This window comes from Pseudomonas sp. DW-iso17 (assembly GCF_058725345.1).
On sequence record NZ_JBZXEA010000010.1, the window covers coordinates 24,383 to 49,017 of the forward strand.

General features: G+C 59.0%; 20 protein-coding genes and 1 pseudogene. 8 read left to right on the forward strand and 13 right to left on the reverse strand.

All coding sequences use genetic code 11. The annotated features are described in order from the left end of the window. Positions 1-76: 76 nt before the first annotated feature. Positions 77-1,138 (reverse strand): LacI family DNA-binding transcriptional regulator, encoded by a 1,062-nt coding sequence (locus AC4PS6_RS07545; protein WP_336827353.1) that lies wholly within the window; start codon positions 1,136-1,138, stop codon positions 77-79. 247 nt (positions 1,139-1,385) lie between these two features. Here AC4PS6_RS07545 and AC4PS6_RS07550 point away from each other — a divergent pair, with 247 nt between their 5' ends. From AC4PS6_RS07550 to AC4PS6_RS07560, 3 genes are all read left to right on the forward strand, one after another. Further along, positions 1,386-2,651: a hypothetical protein gene (locus AC4PS6_RS07550; protein WP_020301103.1), complete on the forward strand. Its 1,266-nt coding sequence runs from the start codon at positions 1,386-1,388 to the stop codon at positions 2,649-2,651. Between the two features lie 224 nt (positions 2,652-2,875). Further along, on the forward strand, positions 2,876-4,867 hold the full coding sequence (locus tag AC4PS6_RS07555; RefSeq protein ID WP_032901645.1) for a hypothetical protein: 1,992 nt from the start codon (positions 2,876-2,878) through the stop codon (positions 4,865-4,867). Positions 4,868-5,184: 317 nt separating this feature from the next. After that, positions 5,185-7,452 carry an autotransporter outer membrane beta-barrel domain-containing protein gene (locus AC4PS6_RS07560; protein WP_032901644.1) on the forward strand — a complete coding sequence of 756 codons (2,268 nt, stop codon included), beginning with the start codon at positions 5,185-5,187 and terminating at the stop codon, positions 7,450-7,452. A gap of 57 nt (positions 7,453-7,509) precedes the next feature. Here AC4PS6_RS07560 and AC4PS6_RS07565 read toward each other — a convergent pair whose 3' ends face one another. The 6 genes from AC4PS6_RS07565 to AC4PS6_RS07590 all read right to left on the reverse strand — a co-directional run bounded on the left by AC4PS6_RS07565 (position 7,510) and on the right by AC4PS6_RS07590 (position 14,841). Beyond that, the gene (locus AC4PS6_RS07565; protein ID WP_020301106.1) at positions 7,510-7,983 is read right to left on the reverse strand and encodes a hypothetical protein; all 474 of its coding nucleotides are present in this window, start codon (positions 7,981-7,983) and stop codon (positions 7,510-7,512) included. A 281-nt stretch (positions 7,984-8,264) separates the two neighbouring features. Next, complete coding sequence (locus AC4PS6_RS07570; RefSeq protein WP_020301107.1) at positions 8,265-8,864, reverse strand: LysE family translocator; 600 nt, start codon at positions 8,862-8,864, stop codon at positions 8,265-8,267. A gap of 54 nt (positions 8,865-8,918) precedes the next feature. Continuing rightward, positions 8,919-9,758 (reverse strand): AraC family transcriptional regulator, encoded by an 840-nt coding sequence (locus AC4PS6_RS07575; protein WP_020301108.1) that lies wholly within the window; start codon positions 9,756-9,758, stop codon positions 8,919-8,921. Positions 9,759-9,830: 72 nt separating this feature from the next. Then, entirely contained in the window at positions 9,831-10,472 is a 642-nt protein-coding gene (locus AC4PS6_RS07580) for a DUF1345 domain-containing protein (protein WP_020301109.1), read from the reverse strand. Between the two features lie 121 nt (positions 10,473-10,593). Further along, positions 10,594-13,692, reverse strand: coding sequence for a multidrug efflux RND transporter permease subunit (locus AC4PS6_RS07585; protein WP_038450367.1), 3,099 nt, complete (start codon positions 13,690-13,692; stop codon positions 10,594-10,596). A gap of 6 nt (positions 13,693-13,698) precedes the next feature. After that, entirely contained in the window at positions 13,699-14,841 is a 1,143-nt protein-coding gene (locus tag AC4PS6_RS07590) for an efflux RND transporter periplasmic adaptor subunit (protein WP_492180767.1), read from the reverse strand. 171 nt (positions 14,842-15,012) lie between these two features. Between AC4PS6_RS07590 and AC4PS6_RS07595 the strand changes: the two genes are divergently transcribed. Beyond that, positions 15,013-15,714: a response regulator gene (locus AC4PS6_RS07595; protein WP_003190934.1), complete on the forward strand. Its 702-nt coding sequence runs from the start codon at positions 15,013-15,015 to the stop codon at positions 15,712-15,714. 3 nt (positions 15,715-15,717) lie between these two features. Further along, positions 15,718-17,019 carry an ATP-binding protein gene (locus AC4PS6_RS07600; protein ID WP_019816856.1) on the forward strand — a complete coding sequence of 434 codons (1,302 nt, stop codon included), beginning with the start codon at positions 15,718-15,720 and terminating at the stop codon, positions 17,017-17,019. On the opposite strand, the gene AC4PS6_RS07605 is transcribed toward AC4PS6_RS07600, so the two are convergent. The 3 genes from AC4PS6_RS07605 to AC4PS6_RS07615 all read right to left on the reverse strand — a co-directional run bounded on the left by AC4PS6_RS07605 (position 17,020) and on the right by AC4PS6_RS07615 (position 18,829). Then, the gene (locus AC4PS6_RS07605) at positions 17,020-17,694 is read right to left on the reverse strand and encodes an anti-sigma factor (RefSeq protein ID WP_014718712.1); all 675 of its coding nucleotides are present in this window, start codon (positions 17,692-17,694) and stop codon (positions 17,020-17,022) included. Beyond that, positions 17,691-18,221, reverse strand: coding sequence for a sigma-70 family RNA polymerase sigma factor (locus tag AC4PS6_RS07610; RefSeq protein ID WP_014718711.1), 531 nt, complete (start codon positions 18,219-18,221; stop codon positions 17,691-17,693). Before AC4PS6_RS07610 ends, AC4PS6_RS07605 begins: the two co-directional genes overlap by 4 nt. Before the next feature lie 86 nt (positions 18,222-18,307). Then, positions 18,308-18,829 (reverse strand): DUF3455 domain-containing protein, encoded by a 522-nt coding sequence (locus AC4PS6_RS07615; RefSeq protein WP_014718710.1) that lies wholly within the window; start codon positions 18,827-18,829, stop codon positions 18,308-18,310. A 192-nt stretch (positions 18,830-19,021) separates the two neighbouring features. Between AC4PS6_RS07615 and AC4PS6_RS07620 the strand changes: the two genes are divergently transcribed. Further along, complete coding sequence (locus tag AC4PS6_RS07620) at positions 19,022-19,807, forward strand: sulfite exporter TauE/SafE family protein (protein WP_014718709.1); 786 nt, start codon at positions 19,022-19,024, stop codon at positions 19,805-19,807. 380 nt (positions 19,808-20,187) lie between these two features. Beyond that, positions 20,188-21,312: a dimethylsulfone monooxygenase SfnG gene (sfnG, locus tag AC4PS6_RS07625; RefSeq protein ID WP_020301111.1), complete on the forward strand. Its 1,125-nt coding sequence runs from the start codon at positions 20,188-20,190 to the stop codon at positions 21,310-21,312. 47 nt (positions 21,313-21,359) lie between these two features. Here the strand turns inward: sfnG and AC4PS6_RS07630 are convergent. After that, positions 21,360-21,803 (reverse strand): annotated as a pseudogene (locus tag AC4PS6_RS07630) (GNAT family N-acetyltransferase); the annotation flags it as partial. 94 nt (positions 21,804-21,897) lie between these two features. Between AC4PS6_RS07630 and AC4PS6_RS07635 the strand changes: the two are divergent. Then, positions 21,898-23,484, forward strand: a complete 1,587-nt coding sequence (locus AC4PS6_RS07635) for a RimK family alpha-L-glutamate ligase (protein WP_020301113.1) — start codon at positions 21,898-21,900, stop codon at positions 23,482-23,484. 13 nt (positions 23,485-23,497) lie between these two features. Here AC4PS6_RS07635 and map read toward each other — a convergent pair whose 3' ends face one another. Next, positions 23,498-24,253: a type I methionyl aminopeptidase gene (map, locus tag AC4PS6_RS07640; RefSeq protein WP_032901630.1), complete on the reverse strand. Its 756-nt coding sequence runs from the start codon at positions 24,251-24,253 to the stop codon at positions 23,498-23,500. Next, entirely contained in the window at positions 24,253-24,453 is a 201-nt protein-coding gene (locus AC4PS6_RS07645; RefSeq protein WP_003190946.1) for a ParD-like family protein, read from the reverse strand. Before AC4PS6_RS07645 ends, map begins: the two co-directional genes overlap by 1 nt. Positions 24,454-24,635 lie beyond the last annotated feature (182 nt).

A 24,635-nucleotide genomic window follows, 5' to 3' on the forward strand; every position in this document is an offset into this window, starting at 1 on the left:
ACCTCTGAAACCGGTTTCATTTTTATACGCAAAACAAAATGTGGGAGCGGGCTTGCTCGCGAAGGCGGTGTGTCAGTCAGCGCAAGAGTGGCTGATCTATCGCGTTCGCGAGCAAGCCCGCTCTCACAGGGGAGTGTGTCGAGCCACGGATAATCAGCTCCGGTAAAAAATCCAGGGTGCGCGTGGGGGCGGTATCGCCGCGCAGGCGCTTGAGCAAACAGTCAAAGGCGCTGGCGCCAATTGCTTGCGTCGGTTGGGCGAGGGCGGTGATGCCGCTACCTACCAGCGGGTACCAGTCCAGGTCATCCAGGGCGATCAAGCCCACGTCGCCGAACAGCTCGCAACCCAGGGCCTTGAGTGCACGGGTGCAGGCCAGTGCTGCCACGCCGTTGGCGCAAAACAATGCCTTGGGGCCGGGTTTGGCGAGAAAGGCTTGCAGACGGTTTTCCAGTTCACCGTCCAGTTCAACCACGGCACCTTTCAACGCCGGGCGCTTGGCAATCTCGGTGTTGAAACTCTCCAGACGCTCCAAACGTGAACTGGTGCCATCGGTGGTCTCGCTTACCAGCAGCACGTCGCGGTAACCCTGTTGCTCCAGGTGTTCCACCGCCATGCGCACCGCCGCCGGGTTATCCAGGCCGACCAGGTCGCTGTGCAGTGGTTCGACCTTGCGGTCCACCAGCACCAGGGGCATTTCCCGTTGCAGTTCGAGCAGTTGGTCGAGGTGATGGCCCAGGGTGTTCACGATCAACCCTTCAATGTTGTACGAGCGTAGCGCCGCCAGATGTTGGCGCTCCTGCTCGTCATCGCGGTCGGTGTTGCACACCACCAGGCTGTAGCCGTGCTGACGGCAGGCGGTTTCGACGCCGTGCATCACGGCGATGGAATAGGGGTTGCGGATATCGGCCACCAGCATACCGATCAGGCGCGTGCGTCCACGTTTGAGGCCGCGGGCCATCTGGTTGGGGCGATAACCGAGTTCGTCGATGGCCTGTTCGATGCGCAGGGCAATGGCATCGGAGAGCAGGGCGCGGTCATCGCCGATAAAGCGCGAGACGCTGGCCTTGGACACGCCAGCGCGCTCGGCGACGTCGAGCATGGTCACGCGGCTGCGCTGGGCGGCTGAAAAAGGAGTCACGGTAAAGCCTTTCTTATTGGAATGGGTAATGGATTGAAACCGGTTTCAGAAAACACCAGCGAGCTGCTTACGTCAAGTTTTATTGAGGGGGTATGACCATGCGCCACATCCGCAAAACTGATGAGTGGTCAGCCTACCTGTTAATTCTGACAGTATCCAAACCGATATATGGCGTGTTCAATTGGCCCCAAGTGAACGGCGCTGCACAAGCCATAAACAGTTAAACGGTCATTCCAGGGGTGGCAGCATGAGTGGGCAAAAAAAGCACAGTCCAGGGAGTACCGCAGTTTCTGGTTCAGGCGGCACTCTTGCTCTGGACGGGCCTACCGTGGTGCATGCCCTCGCCGATGGACTGGTGCCTGCGCAGTACTATTTCAGAGATCTGGACGTGGAGCTTCCCATGCCCTGGTCGTTTCTGCCGGGTGTCGGCGATACCCACTTCGTCGTATTTGTATGGGATGACCATAGCGCTGCACCCGTTGATGTGTTTCCGCCGTTGAGATTGGATGGTCCACTTACGGCTGCTGACTTTCCCTATCCTGCGTCGATTCCTCAGGCATTTCTGCTGAACAGCGCAAGAGTAGACCTGTCATTTCGCATACATGTCGATTCGCCGTCTAACCCAAGCTTTGATACTTCGCAGCTCACGGCGCTTCGAATCGATCGCGACGCCCCAGGTGTCGGTGGGACACTCGCGCCCGCAATTTTCCCTGTCGATCCGATTACCCTTGATTATCTGGACCTCAACCCATTGGTTCCGATGGAAATACCGGGTAATTATCGAGGGCGAGAGGAGGGTGACGAAATCCTTTTGTACTTCTCGGCAATGGACGCTCTGCCTACGGGGGCGCCCAGCTTCATTTCACCACCGCAGGTCAGTGCTACGGGCCAAATATTCGTCGACGTCCCCGATACGATTTTTCGAAGTTTCCCGGGCGCCTTGTTTATCTTTTGCTTTTACCGTCTGAGAGATCGGGCCGGTAACCTCAATCCGCAATTTTCAGAGGTGGCGCGAGCCGGCCTGAGTGTTGCCATTCCCGCCCCGACTTTCCTCAGGCCGCTGTTTCCACAGACGGAATCGGACCCAATAAACAATCCGAACAAATGGATGACGTGTGCCTGTATACCGCCGATCTGGGTGGGCGTTGAAATCCGCATCAATCAGGGTTCGCCACCGTTTCCAGCTATTCAAGATGGGGATCTCGTCACGATGCGGTTTCAGGGGTATCGCCAGGCTCCTGATGTAGACCCGCTTCCCGATATCGTTGAAATCCAGACCCATGTCTGGGACGGCGTCGCTGATGCCAGCGGCCACTCGTTCTGGATCAGAGATGTCGAGCGTTTGATTCGGCCACTCCGAGTCACTGCGGGGGGGGAAGCCAGCTACATGGTGTCCAGGGGCGGGGTCATCATTGGCCGGTCTTTTTCCAGGTTCGCGCGATTTGATCGCGTCGTTCCCTCCGCACCGCCACCCCGTTATTGCTGGATTGACGGCAATGTCCCGGAACCCTGACGGGCGGTTTCGTCAGGGGGCGTGAGCGCTGACATTAACAACGTTGGCCGCTGCGAACGGGTTTGAATGCAAGTGCTGAGTGTTTTGGTTGTGCCGCAGCTCAGGCGGCAGGAAAAGCTGTTGCCGGAAATCGGGTCGTGGTCATTCGCCCGGCAGCTGAAGTGAACCTGGCGGACAAATATGTGTGTAAGGAACCTATATCAAGCGATAGTGGAGAACTTCAAATGAGCAGCAATCCGAAAATGCCCTCGGCATCTTTAGCTAACCCGGCAGCCGTCACGATTGCGGAGGCACTGGACAATGCAACCGGTACGATCCCGGCCAATCTTGCGACCGTCGGCATCACGGCTGAATGTACGACAGGTGATTTGTCTGATTTCGATGACTGGTTCGAAGTTGAGCTACAGGACCTTCAGGCACTTCCACCTGTTTGGAGTCGTATAGCAGGGCCGATTCAGTTGAGCGCGACCCCTATTCCAATACCTGTCAAATTTGACATTTCGATTCCTGCACCGATTGGCGGGTTTCGCCACGGCTTTTATCAACTCAGAAGCATTCAGTACCGAGACTTTGGCGGCTTCCCAGGCGGGGCGGGGGATATTTCCGATCCTGGCCGATTTACGGTCGATACCATTCCCCCCTACGCTGATATCGGCTTTCGTGATCAACCCACTGCCCTCTTATTCCCCGCCAACCTTCCTGACGGTGCGGTTATTGACGATGCCTATTTGACGATGAACGGCGGGGTACAGTTCGGTGTTCCGGACAACACATTTGTTCAGCCGCCGGGTCAGTGGGAGGCGGGTGACTTCATTACCGTTTACTGGAGCACGGTGATGTTTCCCCGCGACCAGGACATCGTGAGCCCGCCCGGCGGGATCCCGATGCTGCAGACCGGTAATACTTTTTTCCTGCCTCGTGCTCTGATTGATCTGAGTGGGAGGTATCGGGCCTTTTACACGATTACCGACAGGGCGGGTAACGTCAGTCGCCCCTCATTCATCGAAGAACGTGAAGTAAGGCTAATCGATGACCCCGAACAACGGGCGCCATTTTTGCCACTGGCCCCCGCACCCGAGGGCGGCAGCACAGATGACTTGATCAACATCGCTGATTATCTGCTGGATCCTGAAATATGGGTCAGAACCTATAACCATCATGCTCCATTGCTTGATCGACTCGAAGTGCAAATAGGTACGCAGCCCTGGAGCGGCCTGGGCCCAGTTTTCGATACGTTTCCGCAAGTATTCGATGGAATGCAGGCACAGTTCAAGGCTGCCTACACACAGCTTACGGTCGGGCCGCAATTGGTGCCTGTCCGGTACCGGATTTCGCGAAACGGCACGTTGTTTCCTTCCTTGGACACCACCATCCGGCTCGATTTGTCAGTCGGTGGTGCAATCAACCCAGGAGAGCCTGGCACACCTAATATCAACCTTAATGAAGCCCACGTATTTGGGGCCGGTTCGACAACGCCGGATGTTTTACTGCCAGAGCATGCCGACCAACCCGTGCGCGTGGATATTGTGTTATGGACAGTCGCAGTGGCCCCTCATCCGGGGTTGTCGATCATCTTCCTGTGGGAGGGTGAGCGAGTTGGGCCATTCCCTATCACTACGGAGGAAGGTGGTGATACTTTTTCTTTCGAGATCGACTGGGACGTGGTTGCCCGTCATGGTAATGACCTCAAGACCATCAGCTATCTGGTTATCGACCCGGACACCACCAATGAGAATCTTTCCCCGCCCACTGAGGTCGATGTACAGGATGCAGTGACGACAATGTTAGCGATGCCAGAGTATGTAGGCCGCAACTCTGGGAATCGTTGGAACTGCGCCTCGCTGAAAACCCGATCGCCAGGACCACCCCCTGTTCTGTATGGTGAAGTCTACGTACCGGGAGATACCAGGATGGCGTTAGGTGTGCCGCTGACGTTGGAATTGACCCTTACCAATACACTCGCAGGTCGGCCACCAGGACCGTTTCCATTAACGCTTACACATCCGGCCATTACCCAGGTCGACAAAGACAACGGAATCACATTCGAAATCGACTACAAGGGTTATCTGGATCAGGCGCCAACGGGCAACTGCGTCGCGACTTACTCTACGGTTTTGAGTAATGGCGTAACCGGGCGTGGAATACCGTCGGATACGCGCGTTGGCATGTCGAATGCCCACACCTACTGCGATGGCACGGTACCGCCAACCCCCTGACACTGAGCCGCAGTGGACGTGAAGTGACTCAATCAAAGCGTTAGCCCTCGTGCTTGACCTTGGGCCGCAAGAATCAATCCGATGCCTGTATTGGCATCGGATTTTTTTTGCTATCAGGTAAGGAAAAATCAGCAGCGCTTAATTGCGCCTTTTAGTTTTCTGCGTCTCAGCGATGCCGATTCTGCTCGCCATATAAGATAAATCCTACAGTGTTGGGGGGGGGAGATCCTTACTCTTTGCGCCGTACAGGTAAGGCTCCATTCCGAGGGAACGAGCCAAGCCGTTTTCCAAGGCTCTACCCCAGAGAGTGATCAACCATGCACGTATTGCCCAACTTTGAGCTCAAGCCTTTGAGCGCGATGATGAAAGTTCCAACGATAACCTTGTTTATGTTGGTGGCTGTTTCAGGCACAGCTCAAGCTGGCCATTTAATCGGCGAAGGCAAGACAATTGATTCGAGTGAATCAGCCAATGATTGGCAGCTGGATTGGAAAGCCGAATTGACGCTTAACGGTGCCAGAGCGCAACGTATCATCGTCAATGATTCGGCTTTGATTATAAATCCAGGCAGCCGCGTAGATGATATTCGCGCTACCCAGGGTTCAACCGTCAGCCTCACTGGCGCCCATGTGGAATCCCGGAACCCAACGTGGGCAGCCCTGCGCCTGGATGACAGCACTGCGACGATTACCGACAGCACGTTGATCAGTCATACCAACTTCGGATTGCAAGTATTTCAAAGTGTCGGCTCCCCTCAAGGAGGGATTGCCGAGGTATTCAATAGCAACATCGTCGGCGTTGCCGGGGGGGCCACGGCCCAAGGCAACAGCGAACTGCATTTCAAGCAAAACACCTGGGTGGAAGGTACCGGTGCAGACAGTTTTGGTGTTCGATTGGACAGTGGCGCATTAGTTACTGCGAGTCAAAGCACACTGATCGGTGGCAAGAATGGTGTCGTCGTGACCAACCAGTTGAAAAACGCTGAGGTTGGCAAGCTGGTACTGGACAACTCACATGTAGAAGGCCGTACAGGCTCCGCTATTCTCGTCGAGGGGCGACCAGGCAGGGTTCCGACCGTTGAGATCGACGTGCGCAACGGCTCGACCCTGACAGGCGGTAACGGCACATTGCTGGAAGTGAACGGCGGTGCCATGGCATCTATGAATGTCGATAACAGCGATTTGCGTGGCGACGTTATTGTCGAGGACGGCAGCACCGCGCATCTAAGCTTGCAAAATCGTGCCGGGCTGACGGGTCAGATGCAGAATGTCACAAGCCTTGCCATAGGCGATCAGTCTTATTGGGAGTTGACCGGCGACAGCCAGGTCGGCGCCCTGAGCCTGGCCGGCGGCACGGTGAAATTCGGTGAGACTGATGCGTTCTACCAGTTGGACGTTGACAGCCTTGACGGCAACGGCACTTTCGTCATGGGCACCGATTTCGCTCGTGGCGTTACGGACTTCTTGAACGTCGAGGGCGAGGCCAAAGGCGATCACAAGCTGTTGCTCGCGGCCAGTGGTGCGGAGCCGACCAAGCCGGAAGATATCCGCGTCGTACACACTGGCGGCGGTGACGCACACTTCTCCCTGGTGGGTGATGTAGTTGATGTCGGCGCTTATTCCTATGGCCTGAAAAAGGAAGGCACCGACTGGTTCCTCGACCCGAACAACCGTGTGATCAGCCCAGGTACCCGCTCGGTATTGGCGCTGTTCAACACCGCACCGACCGTGTGGTACGGCGAGGCGACATCCCTGCGTTCGCGTATGGGCGAGCTGCGTTTCGAGCCTGGACAGGCTGGCGTGTGGATACGCGGTTATGGCAACAAGTACGAAGTGTCCGACAGCACCGGGATTGGCTACAGCCAGAACCAGCGGGGCTTTACGCTCGGTGCAGACACACCCTTGGCCGACAGCCAGTGGCTGGTGGGTGTAATGGCCGGCCATAGCACCTCTGACCTGAACCTCAAGCGCGGCACCTCCGGTAACGTGAAAAGTTACTATCTGGGTGCTTACGCGACTTGGCTGGACGAGGAAAGTGGCCTTTATTTCGATGCGGTGGCCAAGGTCAACCGGTTCCAGAATGAGTCCAAGGTCGGCCTGAGTGACGGTACCTCGTCCAAGGGCAAGTACAACAACACCGGTGGCGGTTTATCTGCTGAGTTCGGCCGTAACATCAAGTTGGATGACGGGTTCTTTATCGAGCCTTACGCACAAATGTCCACCGTGGTGATCCAGGGCGCCAATTACAACCTGGATAACGGCCTGGAAGCCAAGGGCGAACGTACGCGCTCAATCATGGCCAAGGCTGGCGCAACCGTTGGGCGTGACATCCAGCTCGATACAGGGAGTGTTGTACAACCTTATCTGCGAGCGGCGATGGTGCATGAGTTTGCCAATAACAACAAAGTCTCGGTGAATAACAATGTATTCAACAACGACTTGTCCGGCTCTCGCGCTGAGTTTGGCGCCGGTATGGCGGTAAAACTCTCGCAGAACCTGCAACTGCATGCCGACCTCGAGCACAGCAGCGGTGGTCGAGTTGAGCAACCTTGGGGGGCGAATGTGGGGGTTCGCTACACTTGGTAACTTACGTATTGTCAAAAGCCCGTATCGCAGGATACGGGCTTTTTTTTGACGTTTTGTTCACCATGTTCCGGTGTGAAGATCCGCATTGATGACCATAGCGTGTGATTTTCCCGAAGGGGTTCTTTCGGTGCTGCCAGTGCAAGCAAGTGAAATATGAATTCCTTGAGATGAAAGCTCTTGAATGACGAGGGTGCCTGTAATGACGCGCACGGCGTATTTGTTGAGGCCTGTATCGACGCTGAACCACACTCTGGTGTTAGTGAACTCACTGTCCTCCAGATGAAAAACCGTCCCGGCCGCAGTAGTGTCCGCGAACTGTATATAAATTTCTCTCACGGTATCGTTAACGGCTTCGGCGTTCCGGCCAGTAATACCGTAAATATGCTTTGTGGTGTCGTGCACGATCTCCTTCGTCTGGACGTTGATGGCGTTCGAGTCTACGGAAACTGTAAAACTTCCTTCAGCGCTGTTTGATTTTGGAAACAAGGCCCGTTGTTGGTGGGGTGTTAACGTTGCACTGTGTGCTGACATGATTGTGTCTCCATGAGTGATCAGTTAGGCGAAAGCACTAGGTGCTCCGCAAGCGGTGGCTTAGTTATGAGATCGCAGAAGACTCGCGCTGTAAACTGTCATAACTGACAGTATACGAAGCGCGCAATTCATGAATGAGCACCGTTTGTTTCGCGCTTTAGTAGGTGCGCCAACGTGGCGCGAATCAATGGGGCTGACTGTCATGCAATTGATTTTTAGGTTGTATAAAATACTATTTTTAGTTCTTTTTTTACTAAGTGTTCTCGGAGAAAAGAACGGGTTCAGGTGAGGGCGCCTAGCCAGGTCGATCCCAGCAGCACTATTCCCATGCATCTATTGAAACCTACTATCACTCGGGCAGAAGCCAGCGCCCGGCCTGATGCCACACCCAACAATGCCCAAGTACTCAAACACGGCAGTGAAATCAGGAAAAATATCAGAGACAAGTACAGCACTTGTTTTTGTTGCTCCGTACCGTCGCCGACAAACACGCTAACTACTGCAAGTGCCATCATCCAGGACTTGGGATTGATCAGTTGCAAGCTCGCGGCTCCAAGCAGGCCAAGTCGCTTATGGGTTGTTTGCTCCTCCATGACATGCGGCGGTGCGCTGAAAATCCGCCACGCCAGGTAACTCAGCCAAGCCACACCGACCCACTGCATCACGGTTTGCACCCTGGGCAGTTGCACCAGAGACTGACCCACCCCGCAGCCCACCAGCAGCACAATCCCCGCCGCTCCCGCGCAGGCACCCAGAATAATTGGCAGTGTCGCCTTGAAACCGTAACGTGCACTGTTGCTCAGAACCAGGATATTGGTCGGGCCAGGGGTAATGCACGCGACGAAGGCGAACAGCATGAACGGCACGAACGTGGACAGCATGGTGGGTGACTCCGATGGACCAATCGATGGAGTCGATCTTCACAAGCCTGGCGGTTAACTGTCTGGAAGATTTGAGCAGCGCTTTCGGTAGGCGGCGGGTGTCAGGCCGTAGGCGCGCACAAACCAGCGGCCCAGATGGCTTTGATCGGCGAAGCCCAGGGCCATCGCCACCGCTGCCGGCTGCTCGCCCTTGGCCAATAAACGCCGGGCACGTGTGAGCCGAAGTTGCACCAGGTAAGCGTGGGGCGCCAGGCCGAAGGCGCTCTTGAAGGCGCGGCTGAGGCGAAAGCGATCGACACCGCACGCCAGGGCCAACTCGTCCATGCCTATATCCTGATGCAGGTGGGCGTGCAGGTAGTCCCGTGCCTTGTGGGCCACCCGCGGTAAACGGGGATCGTCGCGGTAGCGCATGCGCCAGTAGAGCTGGCCGGTCAGGCGTTCCAGCAATTGGTCCAGAGCACTTTGCCGTACGATCCGCAGTTCGCCGTGGTGCAAGCTGTGAAATGCCTGGCTGGTGGCCTGGGCCAGGCGTGGGTCGTTGGTCAGGGTGCGGGCGAAGCTCAACTGATGGTGAGCGGGCGCTTCCTCGAATACGCTGCAGATTTCCCGTTCCAGCCAATGTGGGTCGAGGTAGAGCATGCGGTAAGTGAAGCCATCGACAGTAGGCGCATGGCCATCGTGGATCTCACCAGGCTCCAGCAGAAACACCTGGCCCGGCACGCTGTCATGCCGCGTGCGCCGGCAGTTGAATTGCTGTACGCCTTGTTCGGTGACGCCCACCAGATAGCTGTCATGCCAATGGGGGTCGTAGGCATGGCCCTCGAAATGCGCGCGCAGGGTCTCGATGCCGGTGTCGGCGTCCTGCTTCAGGTCGATCCAATTGTGCGCGCGCATACAACACCGAGGCTGAATATAATGTGCAATTGGCGCCGACAACGGGGAGGGCGTCTAGAAGATTTGTGCAGTCTAGCCAAACAAGCCGGCGGCGATGTTGATCGAGAAACCTAGGATCGCGGTATTGAATACAAACCCGATCAACGATTGCCCCAGCACCACCTTGCGCAGGCCACGGGTGGCGACGCCCACATCCGAGGTTTGTACCGCTACGCCGATGGTGAAGGAAAAGTACAGGAAATCCCAGTAGTTGGGCGTGAGCAAGCCTTCGGCAAAACGCAAGGCGGGCTCCTTGCCTGGCCAAGTGTAATAGAGCCTGGCGTAGTGCACGCTGAAAATCACCCCGATCAATAGCCAGGAGCCGATCACCGTCAGCCCGGTGAAACCGTAGTGCAGCAGGCGCTCGGAGGTGGCCAGGTCCTTGCTGCCGACAAGTTCGAAGGTAATGGTCGCCAAGCTGGCGATGGCGGCGATACATACCATGAACAGCACCAGGCCGGCGTTCTCGTCTTCGATTTCGGCGATGCGCTTGACGTCCTCGGCCTTGGCGCGAATGGTCAGCCATAGCATCAAAAGGAGATAGGTCCAGACGCCGATGTTCCAGCCGATCAGCACTTTGCTGGCGAGGGTGTCAGCCGGTACCAGAATGCCCACGGCAAGGCCCAGTACAGCGGCAGATGAGAGGCGAGGGTGGGTGCGGGCGAGGAAGGGCATGGTGGCTCACAAAGAACTATGTGTGAGCACCATAGCTTATTCGGGTGTACCTGATCATGAATGCAATCAATAACCCTGTGGGAGTTGGCAAGCCAGCTCCCACATTTGGCTGCGGCGTTGATCAGTTTGCTTTATGGCGCTTGCGCACCAGCTTCATCACCACCACGAAGAACACCGGCACAAACACCACCGCCAATGTCGCTGTGATCATCCCGCCAATCACACCGGTACCAATCGCCTGCTGGCTGGCCGAACTGGCCCCGGTGGCAATTGCCAATGGCACCACGCCGAGGATAAACGCCATCGAGGTCATGATGATCGGTCGCAGGCGCAACCGCGCCGCCTTCAAGGTGGCGTCGATCAAATCCTCGCCCTGGTCATACAGGTCCTTGGCGAACTCGATGATCAGGATCGCGTTCTTCGCCGACAGGCCGATGATGGTGATCAGGCCGACCTTGAAGAACACATCGTTAGGCATCCCGCGTAGCGACACGGCTAACACCGCGCCCAGCACCCCAAGCGGCACCACCAGCAACACCGAGGTGGGGATCGACCAGCTTTCATACAGCGCGGCCAGGCACAGGAACACGATCAGCAGCGACAGGCCCAACAGCAACGGTGCCTGGGAGCCGGACAAGCGCTCCTGCAACGACAAGCCCGTCCATTCTTGGCCCAGCCCGGCAGGCAACTGGCTGACCAGGCGCTGGATTTCGTTCATGGCCTCGCCCGTGCTGTGCCCCGGCGCCGCTTCGCCGCTGATGGCGATGGCCGGGTAGCCGTTGTAACGGGTCAACTGCGTTGGGCCCTGGGTCCACTTGGCTTCGACAAAGGCTGACAGCGGCACCATTTTCCCAGCGTTGTTGCGCACGTGGATCTTCATCAGGTCGGCCACCTGGCTGCGCTGGTCGCCTTCGGCCTGTACCACCACGCGCTGCATGCGGCCCTGGTTGGGGAAGTCGTTGATATACGCCGAACCAATCGCGGAGGACAGCACGTTGCCCACGTCGGCAAACGAAACGCCCAAGGCGTTGGCCTGCTTGCGGTCCACTTCCAGCTGCACTTGCGGTGCTTCGGCCAGGGCGCTTTCACGCACGTTGGCCAGGATCGGGCTTTTCGCTGCAGCGTCCAGCAGTTCAGTACGCGCAGCCATCAACCCCGCATGGCCAACGCCACCACGGTCCTGCAAACGGAACTCAAAACCGCTGGAAGTGCCCAGGCCGTCTACCGGCGGCGGCAGAACCGCGTAGGCAATCGCGTCCTTGAGTTCGCTGAAGGCCATGTTGGCGCGATCGGCAATCGAGGAAGCGGAGTCATCACTGCCACGCTCTGACCAATCCTTGAGCGTGGTAAACGCCAGCGCCGCGTTCTGCCCGGAACCGGAGAAACTGAAGCCCATGATCATGGTGGTATCACCCACCCCAGGCTCGCCGGCGTTATGCGCCTCGATCTGCTCGGCCACCTGCACCGTACGGTTTTTGCTGGCGCCCGGTGGCAACTGTATATCAGTGATGGTGTAGCCCTGGTCTTCCACCGGCAGGAACGAGGAGGGCAGGCGGCTGAACAACAGCCCCATGCCCACCAGCAAGACCAGGTAGATCAGCAAATAGCGGCCGCTGCGCTTGAGGGCATAGGCCACCCAACCTTCATAACGGTTGGTGAGGTGCTCAAAGCGCTGGTTGAACCAGCCGAAGAAACCAACCTTGGCATGGTGTTCGCCCTTGGCAATCGGCTTGAGCAGCGTGGCGCACAGCGCCGGGGTCAAGGTCAGGGCCAGGAACGCCGAGAACAGAATCGAGGTGGCCATCGACAGCGAGAACTGCTGGTAGATCACGCCCACCGAACCCGGCATGAAGGCCATCGGCAGAAACACCGCCACCAGCACCAGGGTGATACCGATGATGGCTCCGGTGATCTGGCCCATGGCTTTCTTCGTCGCTTCCTTGGGCGACAGGCCCTCGGTGGCCATGATGCGCTCGACGTTTTCCACCACCACGATGGCATCGTCCACCAGGATACCGATGGCCAGCACCATGCCGAACATCGTCAATACGTTGATCGAGAAGCCCAGCAGCAACATGGTGGCGAAGGTGCCCATCAGCGCAATTGGCACTACCAGCGTGGGAATCAAGGTGTAGCGCACGTTCTGCAGGAACAGAAACATCACCGCGAACACCAGCGCCATCGCCTCCAGCAAGGTGTAGACCACCTTGGTGATCGAGACTTTGACAAAGGGCGAGGTGTCGTAGGGAATCTTGTATTCCACATTGGCAGGGAAGTAGCGTGACAACTCGTCCATTTTCGCCCGCACCAGCGTTGCGGTGCTCAAGGCATTAGCCCCGGGCGACAGTTGCACGCTGACGGCGGTAGACGGCTTGCCGTTCAGACGCGTGGAGAACTGGTATTCCTGGCTGCCGACTTCCACCCGTGCCACATCGCCGATGCGCACGGTGGAGCCGTCGGGGCTGGCCTTGAGCACGATGTCGGCAAACTCCGCCGGGGTGGACAGTTGCCCCTTGACCAGCACCGCCGCGGTGATCTCCTGGGTGTGGGTGCCCGGCAAGTCACCGATGCTGCCCGCTGAGACCTGGGCGTTCTGGGCGCTGATCGCGGCGTTGACGTCGGCCGGCGTGAGGTTGAAACCGATCAGCTTCTGCGGGTCGATCCAGATACGCATCGCTCGCTCGGCGCCATACAACTGGGCCTTGCCGACCCCGTCCAGGCGCTTGAGCTCGTTCATCACGTTGCGCGCCAGGTAATCACTGAGCGCGACGTCATCGAGCTTGCCGTCATTGGAGGTCAATGTGACCAGCAGCAGGAAGCCAGCGGAGACTTTTTCCACTTGCAAGCCTTGCTGAGTCACGGCCTGGGGCAGGCGCGGCTCGACCACCTTGAGGCGGTTCTGCACATCCACCTGGGCCATTTCCGGGTCGGTGCCCGGCTGGAACGTGGCGGTAATGGTCGCCGAGCCCAGGCTGCTCTGGGATTCGAAATACAGCAGGTGATCGGCGCCGTTGAGCTCTTGCTCGATCAGGCTGACCACGCTCTCATCCAGGGTCTGGGCCGAGGCGCCGGGGTACACCGCGTAGATTTCCACCTTGGGTGGCGCGACGTTGGGGTACTGCGCCACCGGCAATTGCGGGATCGCCAGGAAGCCCGCCAGCAGGATAAACAGGGCCACCACCCAGGCGAAGATCGGGCGGTCAATAAAGAACTGCGGCATGACGGGTTATTCCTTTACGAGCGGGCTGTCGTCCACTTCAACTTTTTCACCGGGGCGTGCGTGTTGCACGCCCTCGACGATGATGCGGTCGCCGGGTTTGAGGCCACTGGTGACGATCCAGCGATTGTCGGCCACTGCACCCAACTCCACCGGCTGCTGGCTGACGGTCTGCTCGGCGTCCAGCAGCAGCACCATCGGGATACCGGCGCTGTCACGGGTGATGGCGCGTTGCGGCACGCTGAGGCCTTGCTTGTCGACGGCCTGTTCCACGCGCACCCGCACAAAGCTGCCGGGCAACAGGTCGAGGTCCGGGTTGGGGAACTCGCTGCGCAGGATGATCTGCCCGGTGCCCGGATCGACGCTGATATCGGCGAAGAGCAATTTACCCGGCAAGGGGTACAGGCTACCGTCGTCCTGGATCAAGGTGGCCTTGGCCTGGTCCTGGCCGACCTGCTTCAAGCTGCCGGCACGAAAGGCGCGGCGCAGATCGTTCAGCTCACGGGTGGACTGGGTGAGGTCGGCGTGGATCGGGTCCAGTTGCTGGATAATCGCCAGCGGCGTGGCTTCGTTCTGGCCGACCAGCGCGCCTTCGGTCACCAGGGCGCGACCAATGCGCCCGGAAATCGGTGCGGTCACGGTGGCATAGCCCAGGTTCAGCCGGGCACGCTCGACGGCGGCCTTGTTGGCGGCCACTTCGGCGTTGGTCTGGCGCAGGGCGGCGCGGGCGTTGTCGTACTCCTGGCCGCTGATGGCGTTGCCTTCGACCAATTGGCTGTAGCGCTGCTCTTGCAGGCGCGCCTGGAGCGCATTGGCCTCGGCCTTGCTCAGGTTGGCCAGGGCACTGTCCAGGTCGGCCTTGAACGGCGCCGGGTCAATACGGAACAATACGTCGCCTTGCTTGACGTCGTGGCCTTCGTTAAACACCCGCTGCATGACCACCCCGGCGACCCGGGCGCGTACTTCGGCGATACGCGGTGCGGCGATGCGCCCGCTCAGTTCGCTGGTAATAGAGAGGGGCTTGGCCTGCAGGGTTTCGATCCGCACTTTGGCCAGGGGCATTTGTGGCGCCTCGTCTGCCGACTGACCACACGCGCTCAGCGCCAGTGTGAGGGCCAACAGGCAAAACGGCGCAAATAGATTCTTCGACATGCTCTTATCCCAATATTGACTGGCGCATCCTAGAGGCACCTGCGCCGTGGTGCTGTGAAGCTGTGTAGCGGGTCTGTGAAGAAGTGTAAGGTACGGCGCACGTGGCGTCGGGGGCGTATATCCTTGCACAATCCTGCAACACACCAACAAACAGCATTATTTGGAAACACCATGCCCAACATCCTCCTGGTGGAAGACGACGCCGCACTCTCCGAGCTGATTGCCAGTTACCTGGAACGCAATGGCTACCACGTCAGCGTGCTCAGCCGTGGCGATCATGTACGCGAACGTGCACGCCTCAACCCGCCGGACCTGGTGATCCTCGACCTGATGCTGCCGGGCCTCGACGGCCTGCAGGTGTGCCGCTTGCTGCGCGCCGATTCTGCGGGCCTGCCGATCCTGATGCTGACCGCCCGCGATGACAGCCACGACCAGGTTCTGGGCCTTGAGATGGGCGCCGACGACTACGTGACCAAACCCTGCGAGCCGCGCGTATTGCTGGCCCGGGTGCGCACATTGCTGCGGCGCAGCAGCCTGTCCGAACCCCAGGTGGCCAGCGACCAGATCGTCATGGGCAACCTGTGCATCGACTTGTCCGAGCGCACCGTGACCTGGCGCGAACAGGCGGTGGAGCTGTCCAGCGGAGAATACAACCTGTTGGTGGTGCTGGCCCGGCATGCCGGCGAAGTGCTCAGCCGCGATCAGATCCTGCAACGCCTGCGCGGTATCGAGTTCAACGGTACCGACCGTTCGGTGGACGTGGCCATCTCCAAGCTGCGGCGCAAGTTCGACGACCATGCGGGCGAGGCGCGCAAGATCAAGACGGTGTGGGGCAAGGGGTATCTGTTCAGCCGTTCCGAGTGGGAATGCTGAACCATGTTTCGCGTACTGCTGCGCCTCTACCTGATCACCATCGTCACCTACAGTGCGGCGATTTACCTGATTCCCAAGCTGGTGATCCAGCTGTTCGAACACCGCTACATGAACTACAACATCGAACAGTCCCGCGGCCTGCAAAAACTCATGGTCAAGCAGTACCAGCGCGCACCGGTGGAGCGCTGGTCCCAGGTGACCGACCAGTTGAGCCGCGATTTTGCACCGTTGAAAGTGCAACTGTTGCTGCGCCAGGACGCCCGCTACACCCCTGAGGAAGAACAGTTACTGGAGCAAGGCAAACCGGTGATCCGCCTGGGCGAGTGGGGCTGGATGGAGGAAATCAGTTCGCCGATCAACCAGCAGTTCGCGGTCAAGCTGACCGTACCGCCAGACCCGTTGGACATGAACCTGCTGTACTGGTCGATGAACGTGCTGGTCGGCGCCGCCTTGTTGGCGTGCCTGCTGGTGTGGCTACGTCCGCACTGGCGTGACCTGGAACGTCTGAAAAGTACCGCCGCGCTATTGGGTAAGGGCCACTTGGAGGCCCGTACGGGGCTTGCACCCAGCTCCAGCATCGGCGGCCTGGCGGCGGTGTTCGACACCATGGCCGACGATATCGAGCATCTCTTGAACCAGCAGCGCGACTTGCTCAATGCTGTCTCCCATGAACTGCGCACGCCGCTTACCCGCCTGGATTTCGGGCTGGCCCTGGCGCTTTCCGAAGACTTGCCCCTGGCCAGCCGCGAGCGTCTGCAAAGCCTGGTGGCGCATATTCGGGAGTTGGATGAATTGGTGCTGGAATTGCTGTCTTACAGCCGCCTGCAAAACCCGGCGCAATTGCCCGAGCGGGTAGAGGTAGCGCTCGACGAGTTTATCGACAGCGTGTTGGGCAGCGTCGACGATGAGTTGGAAAACCCCGAGATCGTCATCGATGTGGCGCTTGATTGTGCCGTTGAGCGCTTCAGCCTCGACCCGCGTCTGACTGCCCGAGCCTTGCAGAACCTGCTGCGCAATGCGACGCGCTACTGCGACAAGCGCATCCAGGTGGGCGTGCGCGTATGCCCCAAAGGCTGTGAAATCTGGGTGGACGACGATGGCATCGGCATACCGGCTGACCAGCGCGAGCGCATCTTCGAGCCGTTCTACCGCCTCGACCGCAGCCGCGACCGCGCAACCGGCGGCTTTGGCCTGGGCCTGGCGATCAGCCGGCGCGCCCTGGAGGCCCAGGGCGGCACCTTGACGGCCTTGGCGTCGCCCCTGGGTGGGGCGCGGTTTCGTGTGTGGCTGCCTAACCTTTCGTGATCAAAGTACTTTGACTGCTCGGCCGATCCCGTGAATCGGCCCGGTGGGTTTGCCGGTGGGCGAGCCATTGGGCCCTTCCAGCGTCAGTTCAAACAACTGGTTCGGTGCCAGCGGCGGTAGCTTGTCCAGGGGCACCGACAAGGTCTGCCCAGGCTTGACCAGACCCAGGGATACGGGACCCTGCCAGCCATCGGCCTTGGTCCAGAACTCCAGGGCTTTGTCTGCGGGAATCTCCATCACCCCCAATGGGATCAACTGGATCTGCCGATTATCACTGGCCTGCACCACCCAGCCCGGTGCCTGGCTTTGTGGCGCCATCAGCACCACCACGAAGCTGGGTGCGGTCATGGGCGGGCGCGTCAGTAATAAAGCCGCCAGCACCACGCTTGCCATCAGGCCGACGGCAGAAAGCCCGCGCCAGAACGCCAGCAGGTTCCACCACGCCACGCCCGTTTCGGCGATTTTGATGCGGCGTTCAATGCGCCGCCACAGCTGTGCCGAAGGCGGCACCGGTTGCGCCAGCGCCACCAGAGGCAACAGACGCTGCTCCCAGGCATCCACCGCTGCGCGCAGTGCCGCATCATGGGCCAGGCGTTGTTGTACCTCAGCGCGCTGTTCGGCGGGCAGGGTCCCCAGCACGTATTCACTGGCCAGTTCATCCAGGCTGTCGTTCATGCCATGCACTCGCGCAAGGCGGCGAGGCTGCGTTTGATCCAGGCTTTGACCGTGCCCAGCGGGGTACTGAGTTTTTGCGCGATTTCGCTGTGGGAGTAACCGTCCACATACGCGTGCAGAATGCAGGTGCGACGCGTCGGGTCGAGCCGTTCCAGGCACTGGTGGATCTGCCCGGAGCGTGCGGCAAACTCGATGGACTGGGCCGGCTCTGCCAGCGGCTCGTACTGATCGTCCAATGGCACGTCACGCCCGGCGCTGCGTACCACGTCCAGGGCCAGGTGGCGGGTCACGCTGAACACCCAACCCCGTGCGGAGCCTCGCAGGGGGTCGAAACTGTGTGCGCCGTGCCAGATCTTGATAAAGGCGTCATGCACGATGTCCTCGGCCAGTGCCTTGTTGCGGGTAATGCGCAGCGCCACACCGAGCAAGCGGCTGCTGTCCTGCTCATAGAGCTGGTGCAGGGCGCGATGATCGCCGCGGGCGCAGGCTAACAGGCACACTTGATAATCAAAGATGAGTTCAGCCAAACCAGAATTCCTGCCACTGAGGAGACGTCTACGCGTGGTAGGCGCGAGGTTGCTCGCGCCTACCTGGCCAGCGTAGCTGAGTTTGCTCAGTTGGCGGCCCAGAAGAGGTAGTCCGCCTGGTATTTCACCATTTCCTTGGCGCCTTTGTTCGCCGTGGTGCAGGGCGCAGCCGGAGCGACCCCGCCTTTGAGCGCAACCCGCTGGATATACACCACGCCACTCATTGCACCTTTGCCCTCGGCTGGATTGGCCTTGACCAGTTGATAGGGCAGGTTGCCGGGGCTCGACGGCGCCACGGCCAATTGCGTGCCGGTGATGGTCGAGCCGTCCTTGGCCTGCCACGTGGCGGGTGGGCCGAAGTAGGTGCCGACCTGCTGGCCATTACGGTCGTTCAACACGGCTTTAGGGCCGACGAAGGTCCACTCGGTCTGGCCGGCAGCGTTGGCCTTGTCGCGGCATTCATAGGTGATTTCGCCGACCCCGGTGGTGTGCATCGCTACCTTGTGGCCATCGGGCACCTTGATGCTGTCCGGCAGGCCCGCCTGGGCAAACGCCGACGGTGCGGCGAGGAGCAAGCTGGACAGGCACAGCAGTGTTTTAGCGTTCATGGTGTTTCTCCATTGGGTAGAACAGCAGGGTTACGTTGATGACTACGGCCCAGGCCCGACCATTGGATGCAGTTTTGTGCAAAAAAATTGGAGTTTCCAAAAAGGCATAAACTCAGATCGCATCGGTATAAGTGGTTATAAGAAAAATCGCTATCCTGCGGCCAGAAATTTATAAGGCCGCGGGTAGCTGGAATGGATGTAGGTAATATTGGTTTCGTGGTTGCCGGCTTGATCGTGGGGTTTATCGTGGGCATGACGGGGGTGGGCGGCGGTTCGCTGATGACCCCGATCCTGCTGTGGTTTGGCATCAACCCGGCCACCGCGGTGGGCACCGACCTGCTGTACGCTGCCATTACCAAGTCCGGTGGCGTGCTGGTGCACAGCAAGAACAAGAACATCGACTGGACCATCACTGGCTGGCTCACCCTGGGCAGCGTGCCGGCAGTGTTGCTGACGTTATGGTTCCTGGCCAGCTTGCACACCGACCCCAGTGCGATGAACGCGGTGATCAAGCAGGCCCTTGGCGTGGTATTGCTGCTGACGGCCCTGGCGATCCTGTTCAAGAAAAGCCTGTTGGCGTTTGCCCAGCGTCATGCTGGCGATTCCTACCATCTGCGCCCGCGCAATCTGAATGCGCTCACTGTTGTGACAGGTGCGATCCTTGGCACCATGGTGGCCTTGACCTCGATCGGCGCCGGCGCTCTGGGCACGGTGGCGCTGTTTATCCTGTACCCGTTCCTGGCCACGCGGCGCCTGGTTGGCACCGAGATCGCCCATGCCGTGCCCCTGACATTGGTGGCGGGCCTGGGCCATGCCAGCATGGGGAACATGGACTGGCATCTGCTGGGCTTTTTGCTGATGGGGTCGCTGCCGGGGATCTACATGGGCAGCCATATGACCGGCAGGATTCCCGACGGGGTACTGCGGCCGTGCCTGGCGGTGATGTTGATGGCGGTGGGGTACAAGTTGGCGTTCTGAGCACGTGGCCTGACACCCCACGTTCCAAATGTGGGAGCTGGCTTGCCTGCGAAGGCGGCCTCACAGTCGACACCGTTATACCGAGTACATATCCATCCCTGTCGATTCCGGCCAGCGTGGTTTAACGGGGCGCCTAAGATCAAGATCAAAAGCAGATCAAGATCAAGAGCTACTCGCTTCGCATCGTGGGTACGCTTGGTGCTGGTCGCAACTGTTGCTCCAGCAACAGCAGATCCACAAACTGCTGCGATCCCAGACACTGGCAAGCCATCGCTTCAATCCCCCTTTTTTTCCGCAACCCCCAGGCTACGGGCATTTGCCTGCCCCTGGCACGCTTGCTGCCTAAGCACTGGTACATCCCCTGTGCGAGGTACCGTCCGATGAGTCAGCAAGCCGTGAAATTTGCCTATTGGGTCCCCAACGTCAGCGGTGGGTTGGTCGTCAGCAAGATTGAACAACGCACCCACTGGGGCATCGAGTACAACCGCAAGCTGGCGCAACTGGCGGAGGCGGCGGGTTTTGAGTATGGCTTGACCCAGATTCGCTTCACCGCAGGTTACGGTGCCGAGAACCAGCATGAGTCCGTGGCGTTCAGCCATGCGTTACTCGCGGCGACTACCACCCTCAAGGTCATCGCGGCGATCCTGCCCGGGCCGTGGCAACCGGCGTTGGCGGCCAAGCAATTGGCGACCATCGACCAACTGACCAATGGCCGTATCGCGGTGAATATCGTCAGTGGTTGGTTCAAGGGCGAGTTCCAGGCCATTGGCGAGCATTGGTTGGAGCATGATGAGCGCTATCGGCGTTCCGAAGAGTTTATCCGCGCCCTCAAAGGCATCTGGACCCAGGACGATTTCACCTTCAAGGGCGATTTCTATCGTTTCAACCAATACACCCTCAAGCCCAAGCCCCTGGGCCAGCCGGAGATCTTCCAGGGCGGCAGTTCGCGGGCGGCTCGGGACATGGCGGCGCGGGTGTCGGATTGGTATTTCACCAATGGCAACACGCCTGAAGGCGTCAAGGCCCAGGTCGATGATATTCGTGCCAAGGCCGCTGCCAACCACCATTCGGTGAAGGTGGGCGTGAACGCCTTTGTGATCGCCCGCGACACGGAAGAGGAGGCTCGGGCGGTGCTGGCGCAGATCATCGACCAAGCCGACCCGGAGGCGGTCAACGCCTTTGGTGACGCAGCCAGGCAAGCGGGCAAGGCGTCGCCGGAGGGCGAGGGGAACTGGGCCAAGTCCAGCTTTGAGGACCTGGTGCAATACAACGATGGCTTCAAGACCAACCTGATCGGCACGCCGCAGCAGATCGCCGAGCGCATCGTGGCACTCAAGGCCGTGGGTGTGGACTTGGTGCTGGCAGGCTTTCTGCACTTCCAGGAAGAAGTGCAGTATTTCGGCAAACGTGTATTGCCGCTGGTGCGTGAGTTGGAAGCCAAGGCTGATGTCGGCGTGGGCTTGCGCGTAAATAATCTCAACGAGAAAGTGGGTAGCCTGGTTTAACGCTGTGCCTGGGCATTCTTCGCGAGCAAGCTCGCTCCCACAGGGGGCAGGGTTTTTTCCAGGCGCAGGGCGTCACTGTGGTCTTGGTAGTAATCGTCGACTACGGCAAAGCGTCGATAGCCGTTGCGCTCATACAGGGCGAGGGCGCCGGGGTTGTCGGTGCGCACTTCCAGGCGCAGGTACGCGCAACCTTTCTCCAGCGCGCGGGTTTCGATATGCGCCAGCAACTGTTTGCCCAGGCCAAGGCCGCGGGCGTGTTCGGCAATGGCCAGGGAATACAAGCGCGCAAACCGGGTGCCGCGCCGAAATAGCACCAGCGCGTAGCCAAGCAGTTGGCCGTGCTGTTGTGCCACCCACAATTGGCCGTTGGCCCGGCTTATCATCCAGCGCACACTGCGCGGTGACAGCCGGTCGCTGCTGAAACATTGCTGCTCCAACGCCACCAAGTCGGACATATCGTCAAGGGTTGCAACGCGAAAGAAAAGAGCCATAAGACCGCCGTAAAAGTTGCGTAATGAAACGGGACTTCTCTAAATGATCGTGCTTAATAGAAAAGGTCAAGTTCTCTAAAACGGATCAATTATTATGTCGGCGGTACAAAGTCATTGGCGTCAAGTATCCGAGCAAACCGTTGCGGCGACAATAACATCCAACGGTTATTTTTCTGCTGCGGCTCAAAGTTCGAGCCACGTTGTCATTATTGTCGAACGCAAGGAAGATTGGGCCTCTTACTTTCCCTGTGAACACATCGTCACCGCCCAGGAGTACTTGGAGCACACGCGGGATAGCGACACGGGCAAGCGTGTCCAGGTGATCAACCTGTGCCGCAGCTACAAGTACCTGGGGCACGGGTACTATTGCTCCTTGCTGGCCGAGGCACGCGGGCACAAGGTGATTCCCTCGGTACGCACCATCAGCGAGCTGACCAAAAAAGCCCTGTATGGGTTGGCCCTGGATGACTTGGATAAAACCCTGGAAAAAGCCCTGAACCATCAACTCTATCGCAGTACCGAAGGCTTTACTCTGACACTTTATTTCGGTCGAACGGATATAGAGCTCTTGCAGGAATTGGCTCGGCAGTTGTTTGAAACCTTTCCCAGTCCGATCTTGTTAGTTGAGTTTCGTCACCATAACGGCTGGCATATCGGCGGGGTCAAGTGTGGTGTATTGCACAAGTTGCGCGACGATCAGGAAGATCAATTCGCCCACGCCCTCGATAACTTCAGCCGCAAGATCTGGCGTCAGCCACGCTTGCGTCGTCTGGCCCGTTATGACTTGGCGATCCTGCACGATCCTCACGAACAATTACCGCCCTCCAATCCTCGCGCACTGGAAAATTTCGTGCGGGTCGGCAAGAGCCTGGGCATTGATGTGGACTTGATCGAACGCAAGGATTACGACCGTGTGGCCGAATATGACGCCTTGTTGATCCGCGAAACCACCAGCCTCGACAACCATACCTATCGCTTTGCCAAGAAAGCCGAAAGCGAAGGATTGGTGGTGATGGACGACCCGGCATCGATCCTGCGCTGTACCAACAAGGTATACCTCACCGATCTGCTCAACAGCCGCCAATTGGGCATGCCGGCCACCGAGATTCTCTACAAGGAACGACCGCAAGACTTTGAACGCATCGGCGAACGCCTGGGCTTCCCGCTGGTGTTGAAGATCCCCGACGGCTGTTTCTCCCGTGGGGTGATCAAGGTGGAAAGCCAGGCGGCGTTGCTCAAGGCCACGGCTGAGTTGTTCGAGCACTCGGTGCTGTTGTTGGCCCAGGAATTCCTCTACACCGACTACGACTGGCGCATCGGCGTGCTCAATCGCAAGCCGATTTTTGCCTGCCAGTACTTCATGTCCAAGGGCCATTGGCAGATCTACAACCACAAGGCCATCGGTCAGGCTATCAATGGCGAATGCCGCACTCTGGCAGTCCATGAGGCACCCAAGGCGGTGGTGGAGCTGGCGGTGAAAACCGCCAACCTGATCGGTGATGGGCTTTATGGCGTGGACCTCAAACAGTCCGGCGACAGGGTTGTGGTGATCGAGGTCAACGACAACCCCAACCTGGATGCTGGGATCGAAGATGCCTACTTGCAGGACGACCTGTATGGCCTGGTGCTGGAGGAGTTCGTGCGGCGCCTGGAGCTCAAGCGCCGGGGTCAGGTGTGGTAGAGCGTGCTGCCACTCAAGCAGTGGCTTGTAAGGTCAACACCTCAAACCCGTCCGCCGTCACCGCCACGGTATGTTCCCATTGCGCCGAGAGGCTGTTGTCCTTGGTGACCACCGTCCAGCCGTCTTTCAGGCTGCGGGTTTTGGCGCTGCCCTGGTTAAGCATCGGTTCGATGGTAAACACCATACCTTCGCGCAGTTCCAGGCCGGTGCCAGGCCGGCCGAAGTGCAGAATTTGCGGTTCTTCGTGCATTTGCCGGCCGATGCCGTGGCCGCAGTATTCGCGCACCACGCTGTAGCCGTTGGCTTGCGCGTGGCTCTGGATGGCATGGCCGATATCGCCCAGGCGCGCGCCGGGCTTGACCTGGCGGATGCCGGCCCACATCGCCTCGAAGGTCATGTCCACCAGGCGCCTGGCCTTGGGCGTCACGTTGCCGATCATGTACATCTTGCTGGCGTCGGCAATGAAGCCGCCTTTTTCCAGGGTGATGTCGATGTTGATGATGTCGCCGTCCTTGAGTATTTGCTTGGCGCTGGGCATGCCGTGGCACACCACTTCGTTGATCGAGGTGTTGATGCAGAAGGGGTAGTCGTACTGCCCCAGGCTGGCAGGGCGGGCCTTGAGGTCATTGCGGATGAAGGCTTCGACGGCGCTGTCCAGCTCCAGGGTAGAGCGGCCGGCGGCGACGAAGCCGTCGAGCATGTCGAAGACTTGCGCCAACAGACGCCCGGCTTCACGCATCACGGCCAACTGTGCGGGAGTCTTGATCATCAACTGCGCCCCCGGATCAGGTCGGGTTTGTCCAGCAACAGCTTGTTGATCAGCTCGTTGTAGGGCAGGTGCGGGTTGAGTTCGGCGAGCAGGCCGATCTTGATCCAGAACTCGGCTTGGGCGTTGATGGAGCGGTCCATGGCGGCGCTGGCCAGGCGCAGTTGTTCGTGCAGCTGATCGGTGATCTTGACGATGCCCATAAGGTTCACTGTGTTTAATTGATATACGAATCGTATATGGTTCGTATGTCGATCGCAAACCTTCTTCGGCTGAACGGTGATGGGTTGGTGGGCTGCGATAGGTTGCCGAAAAAAGGATTCCCACCTAAACGCCGGTCCCCACGCTGCGGGTTAAACGTTTAATCGATGTAGTTCGACGAGGA